This window comes from Hymenobacter sp. BT559 (genome assembly GCF_016427535.1).
GTDB lineage: Bacteria > Bacteroidota > Bacteroidia > Cytophagales > Hymenobacteraceae > Hymenobacter.
Genome location: NZ_JAELXV010000003.1, coordinates 118,863 through 131,557 on the forward strand (window position 1 = coordinate 118,863; position 12,695 = coordinate 131,557).

Consider the following 12,695-nt stretch of genomic DNA (forward strand, 5'->3'; position numbering starts at 1 on the left):
GCTCCTCGCTTTTAGGAAGAAATAACTTTTTGTTGACTAATTACGAAAGATTCGTAGTATTACGAAAAAATCATAAATAGCCTTATGGAACGCCTCACCCAACCCGAAGAAGACGCCCTGCGGGCGCTCTGGCGCACTGGCCCCGGCTTTGTGAAAGACGTGCTCGACCACCTGCCCGAGCCGCGCCCGCCCTACACCACCCTCGCCTCAACGCTGCGCAACCTAGAGCGCAAAGCCTACGCCAGCGCCGAGAAGCTAGGCAACTCGTTTCGCTACACGCCGCTCGTGAGCGCCGAGGACTACCAGCGCCGCTCGCTGGGGGCACTGGTGCGCGAGCATTTCCGCGATTCTTACAAAGAGTTGGTTTCCTTTTTCGCGAAAGAAGAGAAAGTCAGTGCCGCCGATTTGCAGGAGATTATCAAGCTCATCGAAAACCAAAAGCCCGAGTAGCTATGGAAGCCGCTTTGCTTTATCTGCTGAAGGCCAATGTAGTGCTGGCGCTCTTTGCGGCAGCGTACTACGGGTTGCTGCGCCGGCTCACGTTCTTCGGGCTAAACCGCGTGTACCTGCTGGTAGCCTTGGTGTTTGCGGCGGTGTACCCGGCCCTGCCCGTGCCTGCGCTGCTGCCCGCCGTGGCCTTGCCCGCGCTGCCCACCACCACTCTGCTAGCTACGAGCATGGCCCCGACCGCTAGCTCGGCCACCGCATCCTTCTTCGATTGGCAGTTGCTGGCCCTAGGTGCCTACGCGTTAGGTGCGGGATTACTGCTGCTGCGGCTACTAGGGCAGCTGGTTAGCTTGGCCCTGGTGCGGCGGCGCTCGCAGCCCACGGTGGTGCTGGGCCAGCGCGTGCGCCGGCTGCCCGGCGAGGGCGGGCCCTTCTCGTTTGGCTCCGCTATCTACCTAAGCGACAGCATACTGCTTGACACTAAGCACCTGCCGGCTGCCCTGCGCCACGAGCAAGCCCATGTGCGCCAAGGGCATACCTTCGATGTGCTACTGGCGCAGGTAGCCACGGCCCTGGCCTGGCCCAATCCCGCCGCCTGGCTACTGCGCCGCGCCGTGCTCGACAACCTTGAGTACCTGGCTGACCACGCCGCCCTGCAAACTGGCCTCGACCGCCGCGCCTACCAATACAGCCTGCTGCGCCAGCAGCCCGGCGGCGTGCCCGCGCCAGCCCTGGCTTTCCATTTCTCCTTTCTCACCCTCAAAAACCGCATTACGATGCTCAACCAGCCGGCTTCACGTGCTTACCAGCTAGGCCGATACGTGCTGGCCGCTCCGCTCGTGATGCTGTTGGCCCTAGGGTATTCGGCGGCTCGCGCCCAGGTGGCGCCCACGCCCGCCCGGGCCGAGAAGCCTATTCCGCAAAATGCGGTGTACTACCTTGATGGCCAAAAGGCTAGCAGCGACGTGTTAGGAAAAATCAAGACTGACGATATCAGCTCTATCAACGTAATAAAGGGCGTAGAACAGCAGCAGATTTTTGGCTCTAGTGCGGCGGCGGGCACCCTCGTCGTCACGACCAAAGCCAATATCAATTCGCCCGCTGTATTGGCGCTTAATAAGCGCATCGAAGCTGTAAAGCCGACGGTAAGCGCCACGCCCGAGTAGTTGGCTGCCATAGCTCCTGCCAAAGCTTACATCGCTAAAAACTACCCCACTGCGAAGCTGCACGGCGTAGGCATTATACATGTCAGTAATCAGCCTGACCGCTACATGGCCGTGTTCGAGCAAGATGGCAAGCGCATGCAGCTAGCGTTCGACAGCCAAGGCAACCCGGTGCAGAAGTAGTTGTAGCGTAGCATCTCACTGAGCAGCATAAGCTTTCCCTAAAACTCAGGTTCCTTTTTTCATCCCACCCTATTTCCTCCACCTTTGATATGCCGACTTTTCTGACCGCTTACAAGCACCTAGGCTGCGCCGCAGTGCTACTACTGGGCCTCAGCAGCTGCGAGCAACAGCAGCAGGCCAAGCCGGTTTCTACGGCCCCTTTGCCCCAAATGCAAGCCGCTCGCTATTACTTAAATGCGAAGCCTTCGACTAAGGAGGTCATCGAGCAGCTTGACACTAAATACATTACGCGCATGGAGGTACTAGACGGCCAGAAAGCCGCCACCTATGCCCAGGACCCCGACGTGAAGCGCGTGATACTAGCTCAAACCAAGTAGCCGAGCGCGCCAGCGTCGGCCTTCTCCAGCCTCTTCTCTCATTCTCAACAACCACATCCCCATGCTTAACAAACCAGCTTCCCGTGCTTCCCAACTTGGCCGCTACCTACTGGCTGCCCCCTTCATGCTGGCCCTGGCCCTAGGGCACTCGGCCGCCCATGCCCAGGTGGCGCCCACGCCCGCCCCGGCCCAAAAGCCTATCCCACAAGATGTAGTGTATTACCTCGATGGGCAGAAGGCTGACAAGAGTGTGTTGGATAAGACGAAGCTCGACCCCGAGACAATCAGCTACATGCAAGTGCTAAAGGGCGAACAGCAACAGCAAATTTTTGGTACTAGCTCAGCCGGTGGCACCGTCGTCGTCACGACGAAGGCTAATGCTAACTCACCTGCCGTATTGGCTCTCAATAAGCGCATTGCAGCTGTGGCGCCGATGGTAGGACCTACCCCCGAGCAGTCGGCGGCCATTGCCGCCGTGCAGGCCTACATGACTAAAAACTATCCTGCTGCTAAAATGGAAATGGTAGCCCCAGCCAAGAACCAACCCGGCCGCTACCACACCATTTTTGAGCAGGATGGCAAGCGTATGCAGCTCTTTTTTGATGGCCAAGGCAACCCCGTAAAAGAGTAGCCGCACTGCCAATCGGCACCTAGGGCCGCCGGCCAGAAAAGATAGCTGCGTTTTGGGCGTTACGTTCGCTCAAGATTCAGCTATCTTTTTCTATGTCTACCCCTTACTTGGTGAGCTGGCGCAGCGGTGGGCTGTTGGCCTGGCTACTGTTGGCGAGCCTCATTACCCGCGCCCAGGCCTACCTTAACCTAGGGCTGGAGCCGCGCGCCAATTACGGCCAGCCGCTGGCACTGTGGGCCCAAACCGTACCGCCGGGCGGGCGAGCGGTATTTGATAGCACGGTGTTTCGGCAGGGGAGAGGCAGCCTGCGGCTGGAGCTACCCACCGCGGCCGAGCCTCGCGCTGCATATTTTTCCACCAGCCTGGTGCCCCTCGACTCGCTACGCGGGCAGCTCGTGACAGTGAGCGTGTGGGTACGCACGCAGGGCTGGCGGGGCACCATCCGGCTCAATGCTAGCAACACGGCCACGACCATTGCGGGCCTCACGAGCCAGTCGGCTTTCGCCATCGACTCGCTGCCCAATGCCGACTGGCACCGCCTCGCGCTGCAACTGCCCGTGCGCGCCGTAGCTTATAGCTTCGATATAAACATGCAGCTGCGCGGTAGTGGCCGGGTGTGGCTCGATGATATGCAGCTGAGCGTGCGGGGCCGGCCGCTGCCCGAACTGCCCGTGCCAGCCACCGCCGCCCTGTTACTGCCCGCGGCGGAGGTGCTTACCACCAATTGGGATTTTGAGCGGCGCTTGCCCCGCCTAGGTAGGCCTAACTCGCCCAGCGCAACGGTCGCCCTCGATAGCGCTAGTCCGCAGCACGGCCGCCGCTACCTGCGCTTGGTGCCAGCCAGTACGCCTGGTCAGAAGGCCGCCTACCTAGGTGCCCTGCGGCTGATTCCTACCCAAGGCGGCCAGCGGCTTCGGGTGAGGGGCTACTGGCGGCGGCCCACTGGCAGCGGCAGCGCGGGGCCAGCCCCTAGCTTTAGCTATCGGCTGCTCTCCTTTATACCTCGGCCCGACGGCGGCACTTGGAAGGCAGACACCCTAGGCACTGCCAGCAACTTGCTGGCACCTGGACCGCAATGGACAAGCTTTGCCTTTGAAGTGCCGCTGCAAGGGCTGTTCAGCCGCAGCACCGACCCGGCCCACCTAGGGGCCCTCGCCCTGAGCGTGGTACTGCCCATACCAGGCGCGCTGGAGCTTGATAATTTGACGTTTGCGTTGGATGGCAAGCCTTACGTGCCCACCGGCCCGCCCACGCCACCCCCGCCCACGGCCGCCGAGCAAGCCTGGCTACGTACTGTGCTCAAGCCCTTGCGCCTGGCCACTCCTGCCACGGCGGGCCCCGACCTGGGCGCACTCGGCACCTTCCTAGGTGCGGCGCGGCTGGTGGGCCTGGGCGAAGTCACGCACGGCTCGCAGGAAGTCTTTAGCCTGAACGCTCGCATCAGTCAGTACTTGATTGAGCAAAAAGGCTTTGGTGGCTTGCTGCTCGAAGCCAGTCCGGCCAGTTGCGCCGCCCTGAACGAGTACCTCCGCACTGGCCAGGGTGACCCGGCACGCCTGCTGGCCGCGCTAGATGGCTGGCACACGCCCGCTGTGCTTGCCCTCGTGCGCAGCTTGCGCACTTACCAGCAGGCCCACCCCAGCACGCCGCTGCTACTAGCAGGCATCGAGATACGGCAGCCCGAGCAGGCACTGGCCTACCTAGGGCAGCTGGTAGAAGCCAAAGACGACTTTGTCCAGCCGCGCCTCCGGCAGTTGGCCCAGCTGCTAGCCACCTACCGCCACTCTTCGGCCGAAGAGCTGGATTTGCGCCTGCGTCCCGACCAGCCGCGCGACTCGCTGCTGGCGCCCCTGCGCCGCGTACTGGGTGAATTGGCGGTTGGCTTCGATGCCCGCGTCAAGCTGGGCCAGCCTACGAGCTTGCAGGTACTGGCTCGCCAGCGCTACTACCTGCGTCTAATAGAGCAGGGCGCTACCTGGCGGCGGCTCGACTTAGGTACGGCCGAGAACTACCGCCAAGCCTGCCTAGCCGAAAACGCCCATTACCTAAGCCAGCAGGCCGGCGGCAAGCTGCTGCTATGGGCCAACAACCGCAGCGTAGCCAAGTTTATCGCCCCCGAGGAGCGCCCAATGGGCGAGTGGCTGCGCGCCACCCTAGGGCCGGGCTACCTGGCGCTGGGCATGGTGCTGGGGCAGGGCAGCTTTGCGGCGCAAGAGCCCACCGGCCGCTGGGCCACGGCCTCGCTGGCAGCCGTGCGGCCCGGCTCGTATGAGGCGTGGCTGCGCACTGGGCCCACTACGTCTTGGCTGGGTCTGAGCAAATTGGAACTGACTGAAGACAACGCTTGGCTGTTCCAAAGCCAGCTGCTGCACGATATTGGGTACGCTGATGCGCACAACCAGTACATGCTGCACAGCCTGCGCGGCGAGTTCGACGCCGTGCTGTTTATTCGCGATTCGACGCCCGCGCCACAGCTGGCCCGGCCTTAGGTGGGTGGGCGGCGAACCAGTAGCCGCCCCAGCGGCGTTGGCGGACTGGGCGTAACTTGTTGCGGCGGACCTAGGGCGGCCCGCGCCCGGCCTATTTTGCTTTGCTTATGACGATGGTAGCGTCTTCTCCGGCTGCAGTAGCCGGGGCTTCGGCTAATTACCCAGCTTTTGCCCAAGTGCGGGCCGAGCTGGAAGCGTATAAACGTAAGTTTTACCTCAGCTTGCTCGTGCGCGGCGGGCTAGTGGCCGCGGCCTTGCTGCTGAGCTTGTTTGTGGTATTCAACACCCTCGAATACTTCTTGTACCTGCCCACAGCCGTGCGCGCTGGATTGCTATTCAGCTTCTTAGCCTTGGCCGTGTACGCGGTAGGGCGCTGGCTGTGGCAGCCTCTGGCCGCCCTCACCAACCTGCGCCGCTTGCTGAGCGATGAGCAGGCCGCCCGGCAGGTAGGCGAGCTGTTTCCGCAAGTGCAAGACCGCCTGCTTAATGCCTTGCAGCTGCAAGGCCAAGCCCGCGACAACGAGTTGCTGCTGGCTAGTTTGGAGCAGCGCGCCGCTCAGCTCCAGGGCGTGTCGTTTGCCCAGGGCATCGACCTAGGGCAGCAGAGCCGGCCGCTGTGGAAGTACGTGTTGCCACCGCTGGCCGTGCTACTGCTGGCGTCGGTGTTTTATCCAGCGTTTATCACGCAGGGTACCAGCCGCATCTGGCACTACCAGCGCCAGTATTCGCGGCCCGCGCCGTTCGATTTTGTCTTAAAAAACAAAGAGCTGCGCGTGTTCAAGGGCGAGAATTTCACCCTCGACGTAGCCGTGGCGGGCGAGGCGCTACCCGCCAGCGTGAGCCTGCTCACCGATGGCACCGAGCGGCCGCTAGCCAAGGTCAACGGCCGGGCCGACGCGTTTCGCTACACCTTCGAGCAGCCGGCGCAGGATGTCACGTTTCAGCTTAATGGCGCTGGCTTCGTATCGCCCGAGTACCACCTGACGGTGGTGGAGCGGCCCGATTTGCGCGACTTCGCGGTGCAGGTGACGTACCCCGCCTACACCGGCCGGGCGGCCGAAACCATCCGCAACGGCGGCAATCTCACCGTGCCCGAGGGCAGCCAACTGCGCTGGCAGTTCAGCACGGCGGCCACCGAGGCGCTGAGCTTGGTATTTGACCAGCCGGCCGAAACCGTGCCGGCCAACCGCTCGGGCGAAAGCTTCGTGGCCGAGCGCCGGGTGTTGCGCTCGCAGCCCTACCAAGTACGCCTGCAAAACGCCGCCAGCCTCAACCGCGACCCCATCAATTATCAGCTTACGGTGGTGCCCGACGCGCCGCCCACGCTCACAGTCGAGGCCTTTTCGGATACTACTTCCCTGCGCTACCTGGCCCTAGGTGGCAGTGCGCAAGACGATTACGGCCTTACGGCCCTGCGGCTGCACTACCAGGTGCAGCGAGGCGGTAACAAAGGCGGTGGGTATGTGAGCCGCTCCCTAGGCCTGCCCAGCGGCGCGGGCGGCACCTACTCCTATACCTGGAACCTAGCGCCCCTAAACCTGCGGCCTGGCGACCGGCTTCAGTACTTTGTGGAAGCTGTGGATAATGACGGTATTCACGGGCCCAAGAGCACACGCTCGCGGCCACTGGAATTCCGACTGCCTAGCACCCGCGAGCTCGACAAGCAGCTGGCCTCGCAGGCCAACTCGGTGGCGAGCCAGCTAAGCTCGGCTGCCAAGCAGAGCAAGCAGCTTGAGCGCGAGCTGGCCCAGAGCCAAGACAAGCTCAAGACCAAGCGCGAGATGAGCTACCAGGACCGCAAGCAACTCGAAAATATGCTAGACCAGAAGGCTCAGCTCGACCAGCAGGTGCAGGCCATGCAGCAGAAGTTTGAGCAGTTGCAGCAGCAGCAAAACCAGCTCAGCCCCAAGAGCGAGGAGCTGGCCAAGAAGGCCGAGGAGCTCAAAAAGCTCATGAACGACCTGCTCGACCCCGAGACTAAGAAGCTCTACGAGAAGCTGCAAAAGCTGCTAGAACAGCAGAAGCAGCCCGACGCCGAGATGCAAAAGCTGCTTCAGCAGCTCGAAAACAAGGAGAACACTTTGCAGAAAGAGCTGGACCGTGCCCTCGAAATGTTCAAGCAGATGCAGTTTGAGCAGAAGGCCGAGCAGACCGCCGACCGCCTGGAGCAGCTAGCCAAGGAAGAAGAAAAACTAGCTGATAAGACAGCTCAGAACGACAAGAACAACCCCGACAACAAGCTCAGCAACGAGCAGCAGAAGGCCGAAAACCAGAAGCTGGCCCAGGAGCAGGCCGAGAAACGCCAGGAGTTTGAGGACCTCAAAAAGGACCTGCAAGACCTGAAGCAGCAGGACAAGGAAATGGGCGACCAAAACGGCATGGACGAGCAAAAACCCGACCAGCAGCAAACCGACCAAGACATGCAGGAAGGCGAGCAGCAGCTGAATAAAAATCAGAATCAGAAAGCCAGCCAGAGCCAAAAAGCCGCCGCCCAGCGGATGAAGAAAATGGCTAAGAAGATGAAGGACCAGATGAGCGACGATGAGGAGCAAAAGGCCAAGCAAAACATCGACGACCTGCGCGACATTCTGGATAACCTTGTCACGCTCAGCTTCGACCAAGAGAAGTTGATGAAGGATTTCCGAGCCGTAGACCAGAGCGACCCACGCTTTGTGCAGCTCGGCCAGACCCAGCGCAAGCTGCGCGACGATGCCCAGATTATTCAAGACTCGCTCTACGCCCTGGCCAAGCGCGAGCCCAAGATTCAGAGCTTCGTGACCCGCGAGGTAGGCGAGATGAACGGCCGCATGGACGAGTCTTTCATGCACATCAAGCAGCGCGACGTACCTAGGGCCACTGCCACCCAGCAGCAGGCCATGACCAGCATCAACAACCTAGCCTTGATGCTATCGGATGCCTTACAGCAGATGCAACAAGACATGCAGCAGATGCAAGGCAAAGGCCAGCAGCAAAGCGGCAGTGGCAAGCCCGGTAAGAAAAAAGGCAAGGGCGGCTCGCCTGCTCCTGGCAGCCTCAGTAAGATGCAGCAGCAGCTCAATCAGCAGATTCAGCAGCTGTCTCAGAGCGGCAAAACCGGCCGTGCCCTTTCGCAGGAGCTCGCCAAGCTAGCGGGCCAGCAGCAGATGCTGCGCCAGGCTATGCAGCAGCTAGACCGTGGGCAACCCGGCAAAGACGGCAAACCCGGCGGCGGCAAGGAGGGCAAAGATGGAAAAGACGGCCCCGGCGGAAAAGATGGCAAGGAGGGCAAAGACGGCCAGGGCGGCAACGCTGGCGAGATGAAAAAGCTGATGGAGCAGACCGAGACCGACCTCGTGAACAAGCGCCTCACCGAGCAAACCATTCAGCGTCAGCAACAGATTCTTACCCGCATGCTCGAAGCCGAGAAGTCGGCCCGCGAGCGCGACCAGGATACCAAGCGCGAAGCCCAAACTGCCCAAAACCATCCGCCGGTTTTCCCGCCTGCTTTCGACAAGTACAAAGGCGCCACTAAAACGCAGCAAACCGACCTGTTACGCCGGGCGCAGCCTACCTTCACTCCGTATTACCAACAGAAGGTGACCGAGTATTTCCAAAAAAATAAGTAGTTGCCGCGTAACCCTTCCTATAAGGCTTCGTAAGGAGCAAATCGTACTCATAAAATTCAGGCAAGGCTGCACGTAAGTGGTTGTGAAACCCCGTCGTACGCCCTGCCTGAATTTTGCACGTATTACCCTATTTTTGCCGTTCTTATTACCGCGCTGCCTTTACTATCCTTTCGCTACCGCTTATGAAGCAGGTTAAAATTCAGATTCCGTCGCTTGTGGAAAACATCCGCGTCGTGGAGAGCTTCATTGACAACTCCAAAGACACGTTCCACATTGAGGACGACATCTACGGCAATATTATGGTAGCTGTCACGGAGGCTGTGAACAATGCCATCCGCCACGGCAACAAGTTCGACAAGGACAAAAACGTGTACCTGTCGCTGTACGTGAGCGCCAACCTATTGAAGTTTGAGATTGAAGACGAAGGCACGGGCTTCGACTTCAATAACCTCGACGACCCGACGGCCCCCGAAAACCTGGAAAACCCCGGTGGCCGCGGCATCTTCCTCATTCGCCACCTGGCCGATGAGGTAGAGTTCAGCAAAGAAGGCCGCCGCGTAGAGCTCACCTTTGCCCTCACGCCCGGCACTGAGTCGCCCGCTGCCAGCACCACCTCTTCCGAAGCTGCGGCCGCATGAGCAACGTCTCCGCTACCGGCGTCCACTACTTTGAGGCGCCCGGCATAGAGTTCGTGGTAGAAGACGTGCCGGAATTTGGCCTGCACGACGCCGAGGACCTCGTAGCGTGGATTGAGCGCATCGCGGCGGTGCACGAGTACCGCATTGCGCAGCTGACGTTTATCTTTTGCTCCGACGACTACCTGCACAAGCTGAACGTAGAATACCTCAACCACGACACGCTCACCGACATTATCACCTTCGATAATGCCGATGATTCGGAAGTGCTCGAAGGCGATATCTTCATCAGCGTGGAGCGGGTGGCCGACAACGCCCGAGACCTGGACATCAGCTTTCGCGACGAGCTGCACCGCGTCATGATTCATGGCGTGTTGCACCTCCTAGGGTACCACGACAAGGACCTGCTGAGCCAAACGGCCATGCGCCGCAAGGAAGACTATTGTTTGTCGCTGCGCGGGTTCTAGGTGTGTATTAGCAGGTTAGCCTTGGCTTTTCTGGTCTTATGAGTTCGGCACCTTCGCTTTCCAGTATTCCCGGCGATGTGCTGGACTACTACCTAGGCCTGGGCTACTACCGCATGAACCAGGACCTGTTTACCTGCCGGTTTTTGCCGGTGGGGCCGCGCATCTATACCGTGCACTGGCTGCGCCTGGTGGTGGCACAGGTGCAGTATGGCGGCAAGCAGCGCCGGCTGCTGCGGCTCAATGCGCAGTTTGAAGTGGTCATAAAGCAGTTTCGCCTCACGGCGGAGTACGAGGCGCTGTACGCTCGCTACCATGCCTACATCGACTTCGACGCGTCGCCCTCGCTGGCCGAGCTGCTGCTGGCCGGGGCTACGCACTCGGTTTTTGATACCTACATTATCGAGGTGCGCCACGGCGAGCAACTCATCGCGGCTGGTATCTTCGATCGGGGCACTACTACCATCGCAGGCATCGTCAACTTCTACGACCCCGACTACCGCAAACACAGCCTAGGGAAGTACTTGATGCTCCTCAAGACCGAGCACGCCCGCGAGCAGCAGTTGGTATATTACTATCCTGGCTATTTGGTGCACGGCTACCCCAAGTTCGATTACAAGCTGTTTGCCAGTCCCGAAGCCACCGAGGTTTTTGATTTTCAAAACAGCGAGTGGCTACCTTTTTCCTGGGAGCTTGTGGAGCGGCAATCAGCTATTTTACTGCCCAGCTGGCTGCCTAATAATTGGCTAGGCGGAGAGCAATAGTTTTTTGAGTGATTTCTGTGGTTTCGTGAACAACATCTGTCCTTGCGAGCGCAGCGAAGCAATCGCATCCGAACGGTAGCAGAACCGATGAGATTGCTTCGCTGCGCTCGCAAGGACAGGCGCTTTTGCATAAATCCCACTGCATAGTATTTCTGCAACATGCTCCAGCTCATCCGTACCACCTCCGAAAACCCTGATTTTCGTACTCTGGTACAGCTGCTCGACCAAGACCTCGCCAAGCGTGATGGGGCTGAGCACAGCTACTACGCCCAGTTTAATACCATCGCCAGCTTACAGCATGTTGTGGTAGTGTATCAGACCGATGAGCCCGTGGGGTGCGGTGCCTTCAAGCCTTTTGAGGCCAATGCAGTGGAAGTAAAGCGCATGTTTGTGCAGCCCGCACACCGGGGGCAGGGCGTGGCGCAGGCTGTACTAACTGAGCTGGAAAGGTGGGCCGGTGAGTTAGGCTACACTAGTTGCGTACTCGAAACCGGCAAGCGCCAGCCCGAAGCCATCAGGCTGTATGAACGCAGCGGCTACGCGCACATCCCGAACTATGGGCAGTATGTAGGTGTCGAGAATAGTGTGTGCTTGCAGAAGCACCTAGGGCGGTAGCTGCAATTTTTGCGGCGTTCGGCGGCTAAAAATTGATTTGGGCCTGCAGGCGCAACAGGTTGCCGCGCTGCTGGTTAGTGGGGCGCTGAAAATCTTCGAAGCGACGCGATGAGAAGGTGTACATGGCCACCAGCTCGAAGCTGGGCAGCGGCTGCCACTCCATACCTAGCTCGGCCTCGCGCACGGTGTAGCTGCGGGCGTCGCGCTCGTGCTTTTTACCACCATCGTAATACTGCGCTCGCACAAACGGAAAAAACTGCTGCTGCTGGTAGCGTACCCGGTAGTTGAGCAGCAGGTAGCCGCCGTGCAACGACTGGGTTTCGATGCTATCGGTACGAGGGTTAAATTCGGGTCCGCGGCCCACGTTGTACTCGGCCTGCACGCCAAAGGGCTGAGGGTAGAGCACGAAAGTGGCAGCTAGGCGCTGGTCGGGGTAGCTTAAGTCGGAGCGGTGCTTTACGCCGGTCGAGAGCTGGTCGCGGGCTACTACGTAGCGGCCGGTGTAGGCCTGGAGCGAGGGCTCGATAAGCTGCTGGCCCAGGGCCAGTGGGTAGCTTACGCGGGCCACCACGTGGCGCTGATTGTTGAGGTCGGGGCGGTTCGCGGTTTGGCCGTTAAAGACGCCTATCCCCACTACCCCGTAATCGCCGGAGCCTTTTAGGCCGTCCTTTACCAACTGGCCAAAACGCTTGCGCACGGCCGTAGGCGCCCAGTAGAAAAAAGCGCCTAGGTCGCGCTCGTTAGAGAAGGAACTGTTGATGCCATCGCTGCGGTCGAGGGGCAGACGATTTTGGCTCGACTGCATATTCTCAAACCCAAACGGGATTTTGCTCTGGCCCACGCGCAGCCGAAAGCGACTGGCTTTGTCGAGACCTAGGTCGAAGTACGCATCGCGTATCTGGCCGACGTTTAGCGAAGTGCTGCCGCTGATGGTACTGGCAAAATCGGGTTGGATGTAAAAATAAATCCGCTCGTGCAGCTGACCGAAGAAAATCAGACGGATGCGCCGTAGCGAAATCCCACCGTTGTTGCCCCACGACCGGTCGCATTGCTCGCAGGAAAGGTCGGGGTTGGTTTCGAGCAGGCGGTTATAACGGGCTTGCGCATACCCACGAATGGCGAAGGTTTCGAACCACTTCCTAGGCGCCGCCGGCTGGGGCACTGTGTCGGGGGCCTGGACCTGGGCCTGGGCCTGGGTGACCAGCAGTAGAAGGGCAAATAATAATTTCTTCATCAAAAATTAATAATTGCACAAAGTGCGCCCCGATACGTGTCCTAATTGTGGCCATAACATTACGCTAATGTTATGGACGAGCTTATCA

Annotated in this window: 12 protein-coding genes; 11 read left to right on the plus strand and 1 reads right to left on the minus strand. The window is 59.8% G+C overall.

What is annotated here, in order from left to right:
• The first annotated feature begins 84 nt into the window (after positions 1 to 84).
• The 11 genes from JAO77_RS11345 to JAO77_RS11395 all read left to right on the plus strand — a co-directional run bounded on the left by JAO77_RS11345 (position 85) and on the right by JAO77_RS11395 (position 11,373).
• Positions 85 to 450, plus strand: a complete 366-nt coding sequence (locus JAO77_RS11345) for a BlaI/MecI/CopY family transcriptional regulator (RefSeq protein ID WP_198990504.1) — start codon at positions 85 to 87, stop codon at positions 448 to 450.
• A 2-nt stretch (positions 451 to 452) separates the two neighbouring features.
• Complete coding sequence (locus JAO77_RS11350; RefSeq protein WP_198990505.1) at positions 453 to 1,613, plus strand: M56 family metallopeptidase; 1,161 nt, start codon at positions 453 to 455, stop codon at positions 1,611 to 1,613.
• Complete coding sequence (locus JAO77_RS11355; protein WP_198990506.1) at positions 1,614 to 1,793, plus strand: hypothetical protein; 180 nt, start codon at positions 1,614 to 1,616, stop codon at positions 1,791 to 1,793.
• 89 nt (positions 1,794 to 1,882) lie between these two features.
• Complete coding sequence (locus JAO77_RS11360; protein WP_198990507.1) at positions 1,883 to 2,170, plus strand: hypothetical protein; 288 nt, start codon at positions 1,883 to 1,885, stop codon at positions 2,168 to 2,170.
• Between the two features lie 61 nt (positions 2,171 to 2,231).
• A complete protein-coding gene (locus tag JAO77_RS11365) occupies positions 2,232 to 2,801 on the plus strand; it encodes a hypothetical protein (RefSeq protein WP_198990508.1) in 570 nt (189 codons plus the stop codon).
• 92 nt (positions 2,802 to 2,893) lie between these two features.
• Positions 2,894 to 5,290, plus strand: coding sequence for an erythromycin esterase family protein (locus tag JAO77_RS11370; protein ID WP_198990509.1), 2,397 nt, complete (start codon positions 2,894 to 2,896; stop codon positions 5,288 to 5,290).
• A 113-nt stretch (positions 5,291 to 5,403) separates the two neighbouring features.
• Positions 5,404 to 8,895, plus strand: coding sequence for a DUF4175 family protein (locus tag JAO77_RS11375; RefSeq protein ID WP_198990510.1), 3,492 nt, complete (start codon positions 5,404 to 5,406; stop codon positions 8,893 to 8,895).
• A 182-nt stretch (positions 8,896 to 9,077) separates the two neighbouring features.
• A complete protein-coding gene (locus JAO77_RS11380) occupies positions 9,078 to 9,533 on the plus strand; it encodes an ATP-binding protein (RefSeq protein WP_198990511.1) in 456 nt (151 codons plus the stop codon).
• Positions 9,530 to 9,997, plus strand: coding sequence for an rRNA maturation RNase YbeY (gene ybeY, locus JAO77_RS11385; protein ID WP_198990512.1), 468 nt, complete (start codon positions 9,530 to 9,532; stop codon positions 9,995 to 9,997). The genes JAO77_RS11380 and ybeY overlap by 4 nt, the downstream gene beginning before the upstream one ends.
• A 38-nt stretch (positions 9,998 to 10,035) precedes the next feature.
• Complete coding sequence (locus JAO77_RS11390) at positions 10,036 to 10,758, plus strand: GNAT family N-acetyltransferase (RefSeq protein WP_213019381.1); 723 nt, start codon at positions 10,036 to 10,038, stop codon at positions 10,756 to 10,758.
• Positions 10,759 to 10,917: 159 nt separating this feature from the next.
• Positions 10,918 to 11,373 carry a GNAT family N-acetyltransferase gene (locus tag JAO77_RS11395; RefSeq protein WP_198990513.1) on the plus strand — a complete coding sequence of 152 codons (456 nt, stop codon included), beginning with the start codon at positions 10,918 to 10,920 and terminating at the stop codon, positions 11,371 to 11,373.
• 25 nt (positions 11,374 to 11,398) lie between these two features.
• Here JAO77_RS11395 and JAO77_RS11400 read toward each other — a convergent pair whose 3' ends face one another.
• Complete coding sequence (locus tag JAO77_RS11400; RefSeq protein WP_198990514.1) at positions 11,399 to 12,607, minus strand: porin; 1,209 nt, start codon at positions 12,605 to 12,607, stop codon at positions 11,399 to 11,401.
• Between the last annotated feature and the right edge of the window lie 88 nt (positions 12,608 to 12,695).